This is a genomic window from Taylorella asinigenitalis MCE3 (genome assembly GCF_000226625.1).
GTDB classification, from domain to species: Bacteria; Pseudomonadota; Gammaproteobacteria; order Burkholderiales; family Burkholderiaceae_B; genus Taylorella; species Taylorella asinigenitalis.
The window spans coordinates 584,931-601,637 of record NC_016043.1 but is presented as its reverse complement, the minus strand read 5'-3'; the positions used below and the strand labels follow the sequence as shown (position 1 = coordinate 601,637).

Here is a 16,707-nt window from a genome sequence, read left to right as displayed (position 1 = left end):
CTATCGGCTAAAATTTAACCCTGAAGTAACAGAAATCATATCAGAGGCAATATTTGCACTTTCACGAGCCACAACATCAAGATTCTCCTTGCGTTTTTTCTCGTTTTCTAGCTCCTCTTTTAAATCGCCCTCTCCTCTAGCAAGTCCATCATCTAACTTAAGATCATTAAAGTTAATTTCTCCAAGTTCTTTTCTTTCTTTATCGAAGGCCTTGATTTGTGCATCCATCTCTTCTCGTTCTTTAACGCGTGTCTCATAATTAAGAGAGTACGATTTACGTTGAGATAATTTCAAACGATATGCATTTTCCTTTTTGAGTAGATTCCAGCTTCCAGAATTTGCAATACGATCTTTATGTAAGGTATTTAGTTTGGCAATGCTTCCCTTCAAATCTGCAAAAGGTTTATATTCAGCTGGTCTCAAAATAGTCCATGGCAATGGATTATCATAACTAGATTCACCAAGTTTCTCGTTGTCAACGCTTGATGGAAACTCAATATCCGGCTCTACGCCTTTTAGTTGAGTTGAACTACCGTTAACTCGGAAGAATTTTTGAATGGTCCATTTGATAGCACCTAGATCCTTATACTCAACGTCTTTTTGTAAAAAGTCAGTTAAATCTCTAAAGGTTTGAACAGTACCCTTTCCCCATGTTTGAGAACCTACGACTACTCCACGGCCATAATCTTTAATGGCTGCTGCAAGTATTTCAGATGCTGAAGCAGAAAACCTATTAATAATAACAACAACAGGTTTATCCCACTCTTGTTTGACACCGCGAGATTGGACTACATTAATATCGCCGTTTTGTGAGCTTACTTGCACAACCTTCTCATAATTGCCTATAAAAAGTCCACTTACTTTAGCGGCCTCATTTAAAGAACCACCACCATTATTTCTTAAATCTAAAACAACAGCCTCAACCCCTGACTTTTTATATTCATTAAGAAATTTAGTAATGTCCTTAGATAATGAGTTGTAGTTTTTCTCCAAGGCTTTTCTAGCATCGAAATCTTCATAAAACGATGGAATTGTAATAACACCTACCTTATGAGATTTTCCATCTGATTTAGTTTCTATCACTTTAGATCTTGCAGCTTGCTCTTCCATAGAAACCTTTTCGCGAACAATCTTAACCTCTTTAGGTTTACCGTCCATACCAGTACCAGCAGGGATTAATTGAAGTCTAACAACACTTCCTCTTTTGCCGCGAATTTTCTTAACTATGTCGTCAAGTTCCCAGTCGATAACATCCTCAAACTGACCAGTTTCTCCCTGAGCAACTCCCACAATTAAATCACCAGGATTAATTTGCTTACTTTTAGCGGCAGGACCGCCAGCAACCACTTCACGAATTTGACCGTATTCAAAATGCTTTTGCAATACGGCACCAATACCCTCAACAGACAAGCTAATAGACACATCAAAGTTTTTCGCTGATGAGGGACTATAGTATGTAGTATGAGGATCTAAGCTGTCACCTAAAGCATTTATAAAGTATTCTGCGGCCTGCTCTCCATCCATGCGTGCAACAGTGTTTCTGCGGTTGATATAGCGTTTACGAAGAGTGTTTTTGATTTTGTCCTCATCAACATTAGCTAGTTTTAAGCGAAGAAAATCATTTTTGATTCTCTTGCGCCATAAATCGTTAGCTTCCTGATGAGTCAAAGGCCAATCGAGTTCATCACGATCAAGAACAAACTCCTCATTTTTTTTGAAATCAAAACCTTTATCTAATAGCGAGATTGCGTAATCATATCTCTCAACCAATCTGTGCTTATATAGATTAAAAATCTCAAATCCTATTTGGAGCTGACCCTTCCTGTAGTAAGAGAGAATTTTCGATTCATATTTTTTAAATGAATTTATATCCTCTTTAGTAAAAATCATTTTGTTTACATCGAGCGACTTAAATAGGTTCTCGAAGACAAGCGACTGTAATTTATCATCGAAAGGTTTTTTTTCGAATTGGAATCTATTCAGAATTAAAGCTGATAATACCGTTGCACGAGCATAATTGTCTTTAAATTCCAAATCTTTAAATTTAGCTGGCTTATACAATGATGCCTCGTTAGTTTGAGCATCGTTTGTGACTGCATTTAAGGATACAGATCCAGAAATTAAACTTATGGCAATGAGCGTGCTTTTGAAAACTCGATTTAAATTCATAAAACTTAACGTAATCTATTAATTGTTTATGTTTGATTATACTTAACCAAAGCATTGTAAAATCGGTAAAATCCCTTTTAATTTTATTTCACTACATTACCTTATATGAGCTCAAAAAAGTTGATGAAATCGGTAATCATTGCCACATTAGGACTGACTTATTCTCAATTTAGTATTGCTGCTACGAATGCGTTTGAGAACTGCATTGCCAATTTAAGAAGTCCAGCTATGAAATCGAATGTAGACTATGCGACTTACGAAAAGTATTTACTACCGATTAAGCCAGATAATTCATTAATTCAAAAACTAAATTACCAGCCTGAGTTTGTGACTCCAATATGGCGTTATATGGCCAATCTTGTGGATCAGGAACGCATTGATCAAGGGCGTGCTCTTATGAATAAACACTTCGATATTTTAAAGCGTGTTGAGGAGCAGATGGGCGTTGATCCTGCGACTGTAGTTGCTATATGGGGGGTTGAGAGTAATTTTGGGACGAATCTTGGTAAGTATGATTTAGTGCGCTCATTAGGGACATTGGCATGTAAGGGGCGTAGGCAACCATATTTTAGGGGTGAATTATTTTCTGCTTTACGTATTTTGCAGTCAGGAGATATATCTCGTGAGAAACTGAAAGGGTCATGGGCTGGAGCTTTTGGGCAGACTCAATTTATGCCATCAACATTTGAGAGAATTGCCGTTGATTTCGATAAAGATGGGCGTCGGGATTTAGTGGATAATGTGGCGGATGCATTGGGGTCTACAGCAAACTATATGGTCAAAAGTGGATGGCAAACAGGGAGACCGTGGGGGGTTGAAGTAGCATTGCCACCTAATATTAATTTAGATGTGTCGGGCAGAAAGCATAAAAGAACTGTTCAATATTGGATGAACAAGGGTATCAAAACTATAGATGGTCAGAGTTTGAGCTCAATCGCACAACCAAACACGAAGGCGGCGTTGTTATTGCCAGCGGGGATTAAGGGACCAGCATTCATTACGTTTAAAAATTTCGATGCTATCTATAGCTATAATGCGGCGGAGAGCTATGCATTAGCAATTGCACATTTATCGGATCGATTGCGCGGTAAGGGGCCATTTGTGACACCTTGGCCAACGAAGGACGAGAGCTTATCTAGGGCTGAAACGCGCGAACTACAAAGCATTTTGCTCGCACGTGGGCATCAAATAGGAGAACCTGACGGCATTGCAGGATCTAAGACTCAGGATGCTATACGATTTGAGCAGCAAAGGTTGGCATTGCCAGCGACAGGAATTCCAGATAAATCTATTTTAAATACGCTACGAAAAGAAAAATTCTGATGGCGTCAAATTCTCTTGTAACTTTTACAGATGCTCAGCTTGCGTTTGGGCATCATGCTTTACTTGACCATGCCGATTTTTCTATCTCTGAAGGTGAGCGCATTGGACTTATCGGAAGGAACGGTGCAGGCAAATCTTCAATGCTAAAAATTATAGACGGACGAATTCATGCGGATGATGGGGAAATTTCATTCTTAAATGGCATTAGGATCGTGACCGTTGAGCAGGAGCCAAAATTAGATGAGAGTAAAACTATTCTCGAAAATTTATTATCTGATTATTTAGAGGTCGAGGACTGGGAGCGCAGTTCAAGGGCTGAGCAAATACTGGATGAACTTGGCTTAGATGGGGCTATACAAGCGGTTGGGCTGTCAGGTGGTACGAATAAAAAGATTGCATTGGCAGCTGCTATATTAAAAAACCCGCAACTTTTGCTCTTAGATGAGCCTACTAATCATCTAGATTTTGAGAGCATTATTTGGCTTGAGGAAAAATTAAAAAAAGCTACATTTGCACTGCTTGTGATTACGCATGATAGGCGGTTCTTGGATGAGGTTACCACAAGGATTGTTGAATTAGATCGCGGAAAGTTATATAGCTTTCCTGGTAATTTTTCTAAATGGCAGACTCAAAAGGAGGCTGCTTTAAAGGCCGAAGAAATTCAAAATGCGAAGTTCGATAAATTTCTCGCTCAAGAGGAAGTTTGGATTCGAAAGGGTATTGAGGCTCGAAGAACTAGGAATGAAGGACGTGTTCGAAGACTTGAAGCTTTGCGTCGGGAACGTTCCGAAAGAAGAGATAGAGTGGGAAATGTTAACTTTCAACTCTCAAGCGGTGAAAGATCTGGGAAACTAGTGGCTGAATTGGATAATGTGAGTTTCAGCTATGGCTCGAAAGAGATCGTACGAGGGTTTTCAACAAAGATATTGCGTGGGGATCGCATTGGCATCATAGGTCCTAATGCGGCGGGTAAAACCACCCTCTTACGTTTAATCCTTGGCCAACTAACCCCTACATCTGGTTCTGTGAAATTAGGGACTAGTCTAGAAGTCGCTTATTTTGATCAGATGCGTAATCAACTTGATGAAGGTGCTAACTTGGCGGATGTGATTAGTCCTGGTAGTGAATGGGTGGAGATTGGTGGTACCAAAAAGCATATTATGGGGTACTTAGGGGATTTTCTGTTTGAGCCTGCACGTGCTCATTCTCCTGTTAGCAGCCTGTCAGGCGGTGAACGAGCTAGGCTATTGCTGGCTCGATTATTTGCTCGCCCTGCAAATGTTCTAGTACTTGATGAACCCACAAATGATTTAGATATTGAAACTCTAGAATTATTAGAGGAGTTGCTGCAAACATATTCTGGAACGGTTTTACTTGTGAGTCACGATCGTGTGTTCTTGGATAATGTTATTACGCAAACCATTGCCTATGATGGTGATGCAACATGGAATAATTATTTTGGTGGATATGAAGATTACATAAGGCAAAGGCCCCAAAAAGAACCAAAAAATAATCCTATAGAGGATGAAGTTCGAAAAGAAATTCCAAAAGAAACTAAGTCTAAAAATAAATCTAAACTCAGCTCATATGAACTTAAAGAGCTACAAGAGCTTCCTGAGAGAATATCTAAAGTTGAAGAAGAAATTGAAAATTTGACAGCTAAGCTTTCAGACCCAGAGATTTATACGGATGGGCCAGAGGCAGCGGCGGAGATTCACGGGAACATTGCCAATTTAGAAAAGGAGTTGGAGCTGCTTTTTGATAAGTGGCAAAAACTTGAAGCGAAGATATAAAAAAGCCCCGAAATCTTGCGAATCGGGGCTTTCTATTTGAGGGCTAGATTACCATTGATATCCTACGCCTACTCCAGCACTAAATTTAGATTTGGATTTGGCCATAGAGCCTTTAAGTACCCATTTACCACTAGAGGAAATCGTAGAAATACCTACTGCTACAGCGGCTTTACCTTCATGATTTCCGCCAGCAATTGCAACCATGCTCTTACCAGGCACATATGCTTGCGGTAAGTTCGCCATAGCTACAGCAGTTGCCGTACTTTCACGCGTGTTTCTCCATTGTTTGACCTCTGAGTTAGATACAATTCCTTGAACTTGACCTAGAGTTGTAGCTGAATTTGGGTCAGAACTAGGTTTTAAGCCAGTGATTGAGCCTTCACCTTTAAGATCTAAGCCGTTTTCATTGATTTCAACAACAGGTTTAGTAACAGTAGCACCATTTCCAGAACCAGTTGAATCGCCGCCATCAGAGCCACTATCAGAACCGCCGTTAGAACCATTTGAGTCATTTTCAGCAGGAACGACTTTGCTGATTACGATACCTTCTGGCTTGATAATAGTTTCATGAGTTCCATTTACGAATTGAGCAGAGTTCAAGCCTTTAAGATCTTTCGATAGGCGAACTTTGATTTCGTTAGTTGGATTTTCATCCGTCGCAGGAACTGCAGCTACTGAAATATTATTCTCAGAAACATTATTGATATCAGCTCCACCCACAAGTTTTAACTCTGTATTGAGTTTGTTTTTAAGTTTAGTGTCACCGTTATCGCCTGAGAAAATCAAACCATCCTTCATTGTTGCAACTTCAACTTTTTCATCAGGATTGTTAGGGTCTGTATAAACAATGCGAGGTGTTTTTGGTTCGCCTTCCTTATCATTTAAAGTTGGTGTAGTGTCTTTTGCATCCATAGAAAGACTTGATGAACCAGTTCCATCTTTTCCATCTTTACCTTTTGTACCAGGAATATTATGGAATGTGATATCTTTACTTGTTAAAGTAAGACCTGGTTCGCCTGGTTTTCCATCTTTGCCATCACGACCATCTTTGCCGTTAGGGCCATAGAGTTCTATAACACCTCCATTTTCTTCGTCACCTTTAACTACAACAGTTTCCTTATCGATTTTATTAATAACTTTGATTTCGCCGTTGACACCATTTTTACCTGGTTCTCCTGGTTGGCCATCAGCACCTGGAGTACCTGGATCACCTTTACCAACTACAATAGTATTGGTATTAACAGTAGTTGAATTAACAGTGTTTGTAGCGATTTCTTTACGCATAGCTACTCGTATAATGGTTTTGCCATCTTCTTCCTCAACTCGTGTCATGATATTTTCGCCTTGATCGAATTCATCATTCCACAATGTTTCGGTATCTGCACCTTCAGCTAAGTCTTTACCTTTAATTTCAACAGTGGAATTAAGCTTAGTTGCAAGTGGGTTTTTGTCAGTTTCACCAGTATTCGCGCCAAATCTGAAACCGTCATTCATAGTTGCTACGAAGACTTTTTCATTGTTATTGTTTGGATCAGTATAAACAAGACGTGGAGTTACAGGTTTCCCTTCTCCGTTATCTAGTGTACCAGGAGTTTTATTATTTTCATCTGAGGTATCTGCTGTCATAGATAAACTAGAGTCTCCTTTACCGTCTACCTCACCATTTGGATCAGATTTAGTACCAGGAATATTATTGAAGGTTATTCCATCGTTAGCTAAAGTTAGTCCAGATTCTACATCTTTTCCATTAGTTCCATCACGACCATCTTTGCCGTTAGGACCATAGATCTCTATAACACCTCCGTTTTTTTCATCACCTTTAACTACAACAGTTTCCTTGTCGATTTTATTGATAACTTTGATCTCGCCGTTTACACCATCAGCACCTGGAGTACCTGGGACACCTTTACCTACTGTAATGCTTTGAGGGTTAAAATTCTTGCGAAGCTTGATTCTAAGTATAAGATCATTATTAAACTTCTCAAGTTTAGTTAGGATATTTTCACCATCATCAAAATCTTCTTCTTTTAACGTTTCACCGTCTTTAGCGTCTGCCCCTTTGATATGAACCACACTATTTGCTTTAGGGCTAGTAGCATCTAGACCTGTGTTTCCTTTAAATTTGAAAGCAACACCACCACCAGCAACAGTTACACCTGAGTTTGGATTGTCGCCAGGACCACTAGGATTATTTGGATTAAATGGGCTATCTGGATTATTAGGGTCGTCAGGATTATCTGGACCAGCTGTATTTCCGCCTGGATTGTCGTGTCCAGGATTATCAGATGGGTCTATAAGTACTGGTTGATCATTTGGACCAGGTATTTCTCCTCCAACTACTCCATTACTATCTGGTTTATCGTCTCCAGTTGAGCCGTTGTGATTTTCATTACCAGTATAGTCAGGCTTGTCTATTGGATTATCAAGTTGTTTTTCGATTTCTGTAACGTTATCGTCAACATATTTTTTTAATGCATTTTCTACAGCCAATAATTGAGCAACGTTTACTGCGTCAGACCATTGTCGACCTGGGGCTACATTAATAATCTGTCTAGTAACTCCACTATATCTGTAAAGTCTTCCGTCTGGGCCTTTTCTAATAATGTCTCTTAGACCAACTGAGAAAGCACCCATTTTTCCGCGGATAGTCTGACGAACCATAGGTGAATTATAAAGATAGACTTTACTAGCAGGGTTAAATGTGTTTCCATTGTCAGGACCTAAATAATCTCTGTCAGCTACAGATTGATAACCTAGAGCTACAGAACCAAGAGAATGAATTTCATTTCTGCCACCAATTCCTACACCAATATGTTGATAAAATCTATTGGCATATCCAAATCCTGTTATATGGTGTGCAGTAGTATTTGTTCCATTGTGATTAAATCCAACGGCGGTATTAATAATCATAGGGATGGAATTACCACTTTCATCGTGGTCGCCTCCACATAAATATGCAGTTGAAAGTTTACCGTCCCCACCTATTAATGCACCACAACGCCAGTGAGTCCAATTAATAGCTTCAGCCTCATCCATTAAGGCAAATTGACCAACTAAAGAACCAACAGTAATAGCAACACCAACCGCAGCTGTAACCAATTTTCTTGATTTACAGGATTTACCACTCGCATGGTTTTTACTAATTTCAGGTACTGCTACCCAGGTTCGAGTTAGAGAATTAAACAGAGATTTGTATATTTTGTTCATAAATACCCCAAATTTTGATAAATAAAAAAATAGGTTGCAGAGTGACTACAACCTGAATTTGACTGAAACAGTTAAAATCGTTTTGAATTAATTTGCTATGATTTTATATACAAAAAAAGAAAATTTCTAACAATTACTAAAACTTTTATGAAATAATGTTGCAACTTTTAAACATTACTTTTCTATGATCTCTATAGATTTCATGAGTTGTTTGAGGCAAACAGTAAAAGAAATAGCATTTTGAAACAAATGTGTGCAAACAACTCCGCCAAAAACTAAATTCAAAAAAGAAGGAAAATTTGGTGGCTCTTCCCCGATTCGAACGGGGGACCTGCGGATTATGATTCCGTCGCTCTAACCGACTGAGCTAAAGAGCCTTTATGAGGGATTTTGATCTGTTATGCAAAAAGCAAGTCGCCAATTACATAAAGTAAAGAAAATTATTCTACATTGCCACCATAAAAAAAACAAGATTTTAGTCTGAAATTCGCAAAATAAAGTCTTCTCTGTCGCTTTCTACACTACGAAACACACTTAAGATTTTATTTACCTCATCCCAAGTCATCTCACTTGCACTGCCATCGAGATCACTCCAAACAATTTCAATTGGACCCTCGATATCCGTAGTCAATATATCGTGTAAAGCATCTAAATTATTGGCCGCATAATCTGCCACATCTAATTCATAATAAATGCGATCGTAAAATTTGCTTTTGCTTTTCACACCAGTCAAATCACAAATTTTTATTTGCATGCAGGCACCTCCACAAAAGTCTCGTAATGATCTAATGTTATGTATTTGCGTCCAGATTCACTATATAAAAATCTTTTTGCATTGCGACGCTCTCCATTGTAGTCAAGGTCCGCTTCCTTCCATCGTCCGCGGGGTAGCCTCTTTTCGAAATTACGAAATTTATCGCCTCCTATGGATTTACCTTTTAAACCTTGGATTTCATTAAATGGCTTACCAGGAGACCATCCCATCTCGCGTGCTTCTCTTTTTGTCACATAATAAGGTGGCAATGCCCCCTCTTTCTCAAGATTACGCACAATTTCAAAAACTTGATTAGAATTTAAATTGTTTTTAAGATTATCTTTAATCCATTTGGGAATCACTATTTCACAGGAGTTTTGATCCTGAAGATTCTGTATAGTGGCCTCAGCTTGTGATTTAGAAGGTTTTAAATAAGCCCATATACTAATGAGAAGAATTATTATTAATGTAAAATAAACGAAATGATTCTTTCTGATTTTGGGTAGTTGCATAAGGTTTTTAATGAAGAATTTATTTAAAGTACTAATCTTTGTTTTAATTTTAGTGGGTATTGCTTATCTTTTATTCAACTCGTTTAAAGATGTTTTATTACAGGATGATCCAGTTAATCCAGAAGCACCAGTAGTAGTAAGTCCCGAAAACACTCCCGCAACTAATCCTGAAATATTGAGTACCAAAGACGCTTTCGAGAACACTTCAAATGAAGCATCTCCTGTGGAGGAAAGCGGTTTTACATGCGATATGGCTGAACCAATTATTCATAATCTTTATTCTTTAAGGCTTGAGGATAAACCTATATCTGAAGCAATGACTTATATTTCAGAGAATCCTGATATCCCAACTGACTTTAAAGCTTTTGCTGAAGGCCTCTGGAATACCCCTAAAGACAAACTTGAACCAGAAGAAAAAGTCGTAGATAAATTTATTAAGTCTTGCTCTAAGCTTAATTAATTGTTCATTCCATATGCTTTATGGAATGACTCCACCATATTTTGAGCAGAAGCTTCTAAATGGAAGCTTTGAGCATTAGCTACAGGCCACGCGACTTCAAATAATCTCGTACTATATTTCCCTTCAATTAATTCATTCTCTACCAATTCGGGATATAGTGCAGAGAGCAATCTAATTTCAGTTGGAGATACGCGTCTAGCAATATGGTGTGCTCTAAGTTCGCTTGGATGGTGAAGGCCCGCTGCACCTAAAAGTTCTGCTAAAGCATGCAGTGTATTTTTGTGGTAGTTGTAGACTCTATAGGCCTTATCTTCCACAACAAGAGCTTTCGCTCTTAGTGGATCCTGAGTAGCAACACCTGTAGGGCATTTATCAGTGTGACAGGCTTGAGCCTGAATACATCCCACAGCAAACATAAACCCACGACCAGCATTACACCAATCTGCCCCAAGTGATAGTGCACGAGCAATATCAAACGCAGTAATTACTTTACCTGCAGCACCAATTTTGATATGTTTTCTTAAACCTATACCAACTAATGTATTATGTACTAATCGTAGGCCCTCACGTAGAGGCGTACCGACATGGTCAGCAAATTCTATAGGAGCCGCACCAGTACCACCCTCAGCTCCATCCACCACTATAAAATCTGGGTAGATACCAGTTTCTAAAAAAGCCTTAGCTATGGAGAAAAACTCCCATGGGTGACCAATACAAATCTTAAACCCTACAGGTTTGCCCCCTGAAAGATCTCGCAATCTCTTGATGAATTTCATCATACCAATTGGATTGTCAAACTCTGGATGGAAGGCTGGAGAATTACAATCTTCACCTACAGGAACACCACGAGCTTCTGCTATTTCAGGAGTTACTTTAGCCCCTGGCAATATACCCCCATGCCCTGGTTTAGCCCCTTGTGAAACTTTTAGTTCAATCATCTTGACATTATGTTGAGTGGCTTTTTTAGCGAATTCCTCATCGTTAAAAGAACCATCCTCATTGCGACAACCAAAGTAACCTGAGCCGATATTCCAAATTAAGTCTCCGCCTTGCATATGATATTTACTGATACCACCCTCACCCGTATCATGTGCAAATCCACCTTGTTTAGCCCCTCTATTCAAGGCAAGAATCGCATTTTTAGACAATGCCCCAAAGCTCATAGCCGAAATATTGAATACTGAAATCGAATATGGTTTAGTACACTGAGGACCGCCTACCGTAGTTCTAAAATCGTGATTCTCAATAGTAGTAGGATGCATAGAATGGTTAATCCATTCGTACTCTTGTTCATATACATCCTTAATTGTCCCAAAAGGCCGCTTATCGATTTGCTGTTTTGCACGTTGATAAACTACAGCCCTCTGATTTCTTGAAAATGGCAATATTTCATTATCCTGCTCAAGAAAATACTGCCTTATTTCTGGACGAATTGACTCAAGAATATAACGCATATTTCCTATAACTGGGTAGTTTCTAGTGACTGCATGCTTAGTCTGAGTAAGATCACGAATACCTATAGCAGTTAAGAAAATACAGGGAATAGCAAGCCACAACCAATTTGAGTCGAATATCATGGCTAACAATAAACCGATAATGCTACCCAAAATAACAAGTACGAAGACTGTGTACCGAGAATATAAAAATTTAGCCATGATTAGACCTAATTATTTAGGAATTGAACTTGAAATAATTTTGCTTAGAGATTGAGCGGTTTCTTGGTTAGGAACTAAGAAAAAGAAGTTACTCTTTTGAACAAACCCATCTATAGAAACTAAATTTCCTTTAACGACCGTTACATATCCATAGTTTTGAGGAGTTTTTGACATGATGGCAACGCCTTCGGCTGTCAATCCTAGTCGCACATATGCATTACCCTTGTCGTCCACAATATTTTGGACCTGATTTATATAAGATCTATTGATAATTGGAAACTTAGAAACATAGATTCTAATTTTTTCATTAACTTTAAGTGATTGAAAGTTTTCAACTGGATCATTAGATCCATGATAAACCTCAACAATAGAGTCAATTTCAGAAGGATTAGCGGTGTCGCCCGGTTGATTCGGGCTCTGACACGCAGCTAATAGAATAGGTATAAAAAGAAGTAGTAGTTTTTTAAGTAGATTCATAAATTTTCCTGAAAGTAAATTTTAAGAAAATTTTATAACTTACTTGCCTTTCTTTCCATCACGTAAAGTTACAGCTAAGTCTCTTGCATCAACTAATGATGATACCGGGAATAGGATTACACCGTCTTCTAGCTTAGCTCCCGCATTATTTAAACGCGAGAAAAATTTATTATCTATACTGGCTAAAACTGTCCCACCTTTTGAGGATTGCAGCTCAGTTGCAAGTCTTAAAGCTGCATCTGGAGTTAAACGTAGACCTAGTGCAGGTTCATCATTAATAGTTTTAGCTGCAAGAGCATAAGAAACATCATCCAATCCAATCACTCTACCAGTAGTAAAGTAAGTTTTACCGTCAGCATTAAGCTGAGTATCTTGTTTTTCGTTAACCCAAACCAAGCGATTTTTTTTGTTTCTGACACGTTTTCTTACAGTGCCTTTCTTTGTTGATACAACGTACAAAGCCAGAGTTTTACCGTCTTTATATGGATTTACTCTTAGTGATCCTTTTGGACCGTTTGGACCTGTACCAGTAGATTCACAGGCTATTAAACCACAAGCAAGAGCGGCAGATAGAAAAATATGTGAGAGTTTCATAATTTATAAATTGAGGGGATGAAAAAATATAATCCGTCTAATATATATCACAGAAATGACACAAAAATTAAAAATTTGGTACTAATTGAAAATATTAATCAATCTATATTCACGATAATTTCCACTGCACGCATTTTCTTGTGTAAGTTGCTCTGAAATAGCTAACTGCCCTACGCGAATTTTCTTAGCTAAGAGACCCCCATACATCTCAGGACCGCTCATTGGCTTTTCATCGAACCAATAAAGTCTAGCTGAAAGATAATATTCCCCTTCAGGAACATTTGGAAATGCAAACTGCCCCAACTCATTAGAAACTGAAGTTCTAATCATATTCCTATATGCTGGCCCAATATCCCCTGCCAATTCAAATCCGCCTAAACAAACATCCCTATACCATTGATTACTTGCATTTGATACAGGATTTAATGCAACTTCGACGTACTTTCCTGTACGCTCTGATGAATCATTTTGATTACTAAGATATATTCTGCCAACTACTTGAGCTAGAGGCGAATTATTTGCTATGGCAATGCTCCCGCCATCTAACCCCTCTCTCGCTTTCAAGGCTGATGATGATTTTATAAGTTCATTCGGAAGTGGCTTAATCGGCTGCTTTATAAAGGGAGTCGAACAAGCAGCCAAAGCCGTGATAATAAATGCCCAGATGCTAAAAGATGAAAGTTTCTTAAATTTAAAATATCTAGATTTTTCCTTCACTAATAGCATCCTCCATTATTATTTTTTAACTCTAAATTCTGTGTGACATTTTTTACAAGCATCACCCATGCCCGCAAAAGCTTTTTTAAACTCATCAAGTTCTTCAGCTTCTTCTAGGTCATCTACTGATTTTAATAGAAGATCACGATATTCTTCGAATTTAGCAGTGTTTGACCAAAGTTCAGGTTTTGCGTTCCCGCCCTCAGTACCAGGACCGAATTTAGACCAAGGCAAGCGAGCAACAACGTCTAGAATTTCAGCTTGTTTTTCAGCTGCATCTTCATCGAATTTTTCAGCTTTTAAGATACCGCCTAACATACCAAAATGAGTAGCCATAACAGTTTTAGCTGACTGACGATATTTAATTGCTTTTTCCGCAGCAGTTGGTTCTTTTTTCTCTTCTGCTTGAGCTACTACTGCAGAGATCATACAGGTAGCAATAAATAATGATTTTAGAAATTTCATAATATTCTCCTTAAAAAAGTCCAAATCTAGTAAAAGTTAAAGTTTGGACATTAAAAGAATTTTAAACAATCTTTGCTAATTTAGCAGCAAGACCAGTATATTTCTCAGGTGTCAACTCTAAAAGCTCATTTTTAGCCGCTTCAGGTAAATCGAGTTCTGAAATAAAATTTCTTAATGCCTCTTTTGTAATACCCTGTCCACGAGTGAGTTTTTTTAGTTGCTCATATGGTTGTGGCAATGCATACCTACGCATCACTGTTTGCACAGGCTCAGCAAGAACCTCCCAACAATTTTCAATATCCTCTTTTATCCTGCCCTCGTTAACCTCAAGCTTATTTAGTCCTTTTATATGTGAATCCCAAGCAATCATGCAATATCCAAAGGCAACACCAAGGTTTCTTAGAACAGTAGAGTCGGTTAGGTCTCTCTGCCATCGCGATATAGGTAGCTTCTCTGATAAATGTCTAAGCACCGCATTAGCCAGACCAAGATTGCCTTCTGAATTCTCAAAGTCAATCGGATTTACTTTATGAGGCATAGTCGATGAACCTACCTCGCCTTCTTTAAGCTTTTGTTTGAAATATCCTAAAGAGATATATCCCCAAATATCACGATTAAAATCAATCAAAATTGTATTAAACCTAGCAACCGCATCAAATAAGGCTGCCATCCAGTCGTGTGGTTCAATTTGAATCGTATGTGTGTTTTGAATAAGACCTAATGACTCAATAATCTTTTTACTAAATTCAGGCCAATTAATTTCTGGATATGCCGAAACATGGGCATTATAGTTACCTGTGGCACCATTTAATTTAGCAAGTGGCTCGACCGATTCAATGGCCATATAAGCCCTCTCCAATCTAATTAGGACATTTGAAAATTCTTTTCCTAGTGTCGTAGGGCTAGCAGTTTGTCCATGTGTACGTGAAAGCATGGGAACTTCAGCAAATTGAAGAGCATAGTTTTTTACTAAATTAATAATCTCTTTCGCTTTTGGCAATAACACCGTTGCCCTCACTCTTTTAAGCATCAAAGCGTGAGATGTATTATTTATATCTTCAGATGTGCATGCAAAATGAATAAATTCTGAGGCTTTTGATAATTCTTCATTTGAAGTTATTTTCTCTTTAAGAAAATATTCAACCGCCTTAACGTCGTGGTTGGTAGTTTTTTCAATCTCTTTAATACGAGCAGCATCGACCAAAGAAAAATCAGAAACTATTTTAAGTAGCTCTTTTTTAGAATCGTCGGAAAATGGCTTAATTTCATCTAATCCAGCCTCTGACAATGCAATCATCCAGTTTATCTCTACTTCAACTCTATGAGCCATAAACCCAGCTTCCGATAAATAGGTCCTTAGATCGGTACTCTTAGATGCATATCTACCATCTATAGGAGATAAAGCAGTTAATACAAAATCTTGCATTGAAGTTTGATCGTCTAATTTCATAATTGACCTTTTTAATTTGAGTCGCGTGAAACTTCTATTATTCCACCTCCTAGGCAAATTTCACCGTCATAAATCACGGCTGATTGCCCAGGCGTAACGGCCCATTGATTCTCACGAAAATGTAATTTAAATTCCTGTCCCTCAGAATGAACTAATTCACACTCTGCATCTGACTGACGATAACGTGTTTTAGCGGCATAAGCACCTAAATTTGGACTCTCTCCTGAAACCCATGAGGCATCAAGTGCCACCAATTCATTTGATAAAAGCCATGGATGGTCATGACCATTAACGACATAAAGAGTATTGGATTTCATATCTTTGCGAGCCACATACCAAGCATCAGAAACTCCATCAGATGACATATGCGATTTAACCCCTCCTATTCCAATACCCTTTCGCTGACCAATAGTGTAGAAGGAAAGACCTACATGCTCCCCAATTTGCTCACCCGAATCAGTCAGTATAGGGCCAGGTTTTGAAGGTAAATATCGATTTAAAAATTCCCTAAATGGGCGCTCTCCAATAAAACAAATTCCTGTTGAATCTTTTTTTGTGGCATTAGATAAACCTAATTTAGCGGCAATCTCACGCACTTGAGTTTTATGAAGTTCCCCCAATGGAAACATAACTTTAGAGAGTTGCTCTTGATTGAGTCGATGCAAAAAATAGCTCTGATCTTTTTGCGGATCAAGACCCTTAAGAAGCTGATAGGACTTGCCCTTAGGACCATCCACAGCCCTAACCCTAGCATAATGCCCTGTGGCAATGTACTCCGCCCCTGTACTCATCGCATGGTCTAAAAATGCTTTAAATTTTATTTCTGCATTACATAAAACATCAGGATTCGGTGTACGGCCCGCAGAGTATTCTCGAAGGAAATCTGAAAAAACTCTATCTTTGTATTCTGCCGCAAAATTTACGGCATCCACTTCAATCCCTAGAGTATCTGCGACACTAACAACATCAATCCAGTCTTGGCGAGAAGAACAAAATTCGGAATCATCATCGTCCTCCCAATTCTTCATAAAGATGCCCAGTACTTCGTACCCTTGCTCTTTTAGAATATGAGCGGTAACTGATGAATCTACTCCTCCAGACAAACCAACAACAACTTTAGGTTTAGACATA

At 38.5% G+C, this 16,707-nt stretch carries 14 protein-coding genes and 1 tRNA gene; 3 read left to right on the top strand and 12 right to left on the bottom strand.

What is annotated here, in order from left to right; translation table 11 throughout:
• On the bottom strand, nucleotides 1–2,169 hold the full coding sequence (locus TASI_RS02925) for a carboxy terminal-processing peptidase (protein ID WP_014111270.1): 2,169 nt from the start codon (nucleotides 2,167–2,169) through the stop codon (nucleotides 1–3).
• 105 nt (nucleotides 2,170–2,274) lie between these two features.
• Here TASI_RS02925 and TASI_RS02920 point away from each other — a divergent pair, with 105 nt between their 5' ends.
• Both TASI_RS02920 and TASI_RS02915 read left to right on the top strand, forming a co-directional pair.
• On the top strand, nucleotides 2,275–3,492 hold the full coding sequence (locus tag TASI_RS02920; RefSeq protein WP_044978001.1) for a lytic murein transglycosylase: 1,218 nt from the start codon (nucleotides 2,275–2,277) through the stop codon (nucleotides 3,490–3,492).
• Complete coding sequence (locus TASI_RS02915) at nucleotides 3,492–5,285, top strand: ATP-binding cassette domain-containing protein (protein ID WP_014111268.1); 1,794 nt, start codon at nucleotides 3,492–3,494, stop codon at nucleotides 5,283–5,285. The genes TASI_RS02920 and TASI_RS02915 overlap by 1 nt, the downstream gene beginning before the upstream one ends.
• A gap of 48 nt (nucleotides 5,286–5,333) precedes the next feature.
• Here TASI_RS02915 and TASI_RS08045 read toward each other — a convergent pair whose 3' ends face one another.
• The 4 genes from TASI_RS08045 to TASI_RS02895 form a co-directional block, all read right to left on the bottom strand.
• Entirely contained in the window at nucleotides 5,334–8,492 is a 3,159-nt protein-coding gene (locus TASI_RS08045) for a YadA-like family protein (protein ID WP_014111267.1), read from the bottom strand.
• A 300-nt stretch (nucleotides 8,493–8,792) separates the two neighbouring features.
• A tRNA-Met gene (locus TASI_RS02905) sits at nucleotides 8,793–8,869 on the bottom strand.
• 98 nt (nucleotides 8,870–8,967) lie between these two features.
• Nucleotides 8,968–9,246 (bottom strand): barstar family protein, encoded by a 279-nt coding sequence (locus TASI_RS02900; RefSeq protein WP_014111266.1) that lies wholly within the window; start codon nucleotides 9,244–9,246, stop codon nucleotides 8,968–8,970.
• Entirely contained in the window at nucleotides 9,237–9,758 is a 522-nt protein-coding gene (locus TASI_RS02895; protein WP_044977999.1) for a ribonuclease domain-containing protein, read from the bottom strand. The genes TASI_RS02900 and TASI_RS02895 overlap by 10 nt, the downstream gene beginning before the upstream one ends.
• A 10-nt stretch (nucleotides 9,759–9,768) precedes the next feature.
• Between TASI_RS02895 and TASI_RS02890 the strand changes: the two genes are divergently transcribed.
• Entirely contained in the window at nucleotides 9,769–10,218 is a 450-nt protein-coding gene (locus TASI_RS02890; protein ID WP_014111264.1) for a hypothetical protein, read from the top strand.
• Here TASI_RS02890 and TASI_RS02885 read toward each other — a convergent pair.
• The 7 genes from TASI_RS02885 to mnmA all read right to left on the bottom strand — a co-directional run bounded on the left by TASI_RS02885 (nucleotide 10,215) and on the right by mnmA (nucleotide 16,706).
• Entirely contained in the window at nucleotides 10,215–11,873 is a 1,659-nt protein-coding gene (locus tag TASI_RS02885) for an FMN-binding glutamate synthase family protein (protein WP_014111263.1), read from the bottom strand. The genes TASI_RS02890 and TASI_RS02885 overlap by 4 nt on opposite strands.
• Before the next feature lie 12 nt (nucleotides 11,874–11,885).
• Nucleotides 11,886–12,350 carry a hypothetical protein gene (locus tag TASI_RS02880; RefSeq protein ID WP_014111262.1) on the bottom strand — a complete coding sequence of 155 codons (465 nt, stop codon included), beginning with the start codon at nucleotides 12,348–12,350 and terminating at the stop codon, nucleotides 11,886–11,888.
• Between the two features lie 39 nt (nucleotides 12,351–12,389).
• Nucleotides 12,390–12,944 (bottom strand): hypothetical protein, encoded by a 555-nt coding sequence (locus TASI_RS02875; protein WP_014111261.1) that lies wholly within the window; start codon nucleotides 12,942–12,944, stop codon nucleotides 12,390–12,392.
• Between the two features lie 81 nt (nucleotides 12,945–13,025).
• Nucleotides 13,026–13,670, bottom strand: a complete 645-nt coding sequence (locus TASI_RS02870; protein WP_044977997.1) for a carboxypeptidase regulatory-like domain-containing protein — start codon at nucleotides 13,668–13,670, stop codon at nucleotides 13,026–13,028.
• 9 nt (nucleotides 13,671–13,679) lie between these two features.
• Nucleotides 13,680–14,126 (bottom strand): c-type cytochrome, encoded by a 447-nt coding sequence (locus TASI_RS02865; protein WP_014111259.1) that lies wholly within the window; start codon nucleotides 14,124–14,126, stop codon nucleotides 13,680–13,682.
• A 61-nt stretch (nucleotides 14,127–14,187) separates the two neighbouring features.
• Nucleotides 14,188–15,576 (bottom strand): adenylosuccinate lyase, encoded by a 1,389-nt coding sequence (purB, locus tag TASI_RS02860; RefSeq protein ID WP_014111258.1) that lies wholly within the window; start codon nucleotides 15,574–15,576, stop codon nucleotides 14,188–14,190.
• 11 nt (nucleotides 15,577–15,587) lie between these two features.
• Nucleotides 15,588–16,706, bottom strand: a complete 1,119-nt coding sequence (gene mnmA, locus TASI_RS02855; RefSeq protein WP_014111257.1) for a tRNA 2-thiouridine(34) synthase MnmA — start codon at nucleotides 16,704–16,706, stop codon at nucleotides 15,588–15,590.
• Nucleotide 16,707: the final 1 nt, after the last annotated feature.

Coding starts and splice junctions, on each gene's coding strand:
- TASI_RS02890 (WP_014111264.1), top strand. CDS start 9,769: ATGAAGAATTTATTTAAAGTACTAATCTTTGTTTTAATTTTAGTGGGT.
- TASI_RS02875 (WP_014111261.1), bottom strand. CDS start 12,944: ATGAAACTCTCACATATTTTTCTATCTGCCGCTCTTGCTTGTGGTTTA.
- mnmA (WP_014111257.1), bottom strand. CDS start 16,706: ATGTCTAAACCTAAAGTTGTTGTTGGTTTGTCTGGAGGAGTAGATTCA.
- TASI_RS08045 (WP_014111267.1), bottom strand. CDS start 8,492: ATGAACAAAATATACAAATCTCTGTTTAATTCTCTAACTCGAACCTGG.
- TASI_RS02895 (WP_044977999.1), bottom strand. CDS start 9,758: ATGCAACTACCCAAAATCAGAAAGAATCATTTCGTTTATTTTACATTA.
- TASI_RS02865 (WP_014111259.1), bottom strand. CDS start 14,126: ATGAAATTTCTAAAATCATTATTTATTGCTACCTGTATGATCTCTGCA.
- TASI_RS02915 (WP_014111268.1), top strand. CDS start 3,492: ATGGCGTCAAATTCTCTTGTAACTTTTACAGATGCTCAGCTTGCGTTT.
- TASI_RS02880 (WP_014111262.1), bottom strand. CDS start 12,350: ATGAATCTACTTAAAAAACTACTACTTCTTTTTATACCTATTCTATTA.
- TASI_RS02870 (WP_044977997.1), bottom strand. CDS start 13,670: ATGCTATTAGTGAAGGAAAAATCTAGATATTTTAAATTTAAGAAACTT.
- TASI_RS02885 (WP_014111263.1), bottom strand. CDS start 11,873: ATGGCTAAATTTTTATATTCTCGGTACACAGTCTTCGTACTTGTTATT.
- TASI_RS02900 (WP_014111266.1), bottom strand. CDS start 9,246: ATGCAAATAAAAATTTGTGATTTGACTGGTGTGAAAAGCAAAAGCAAA.
- TASI_RS02920 (WP_044978001.1), top strand. CDS start 2,275: ATGAGCTCAAAAAAGTTGATGAAATCGGTAATCATTGCCACATTAGGA.
- TASI_RS02925 (WP_014111270.1), bottom strand. CDS start 2,169: ATGAATTTAAATCGAGTTTTCAAAAGCACGCTCATTGCCATAAGTTTA.
- purB (WP_014111258.1), bottom strand. CDS start 15,576: ATGAAATTAGACGATCAAACTTCAATGCAAGATTTTGTATTAACTGCT.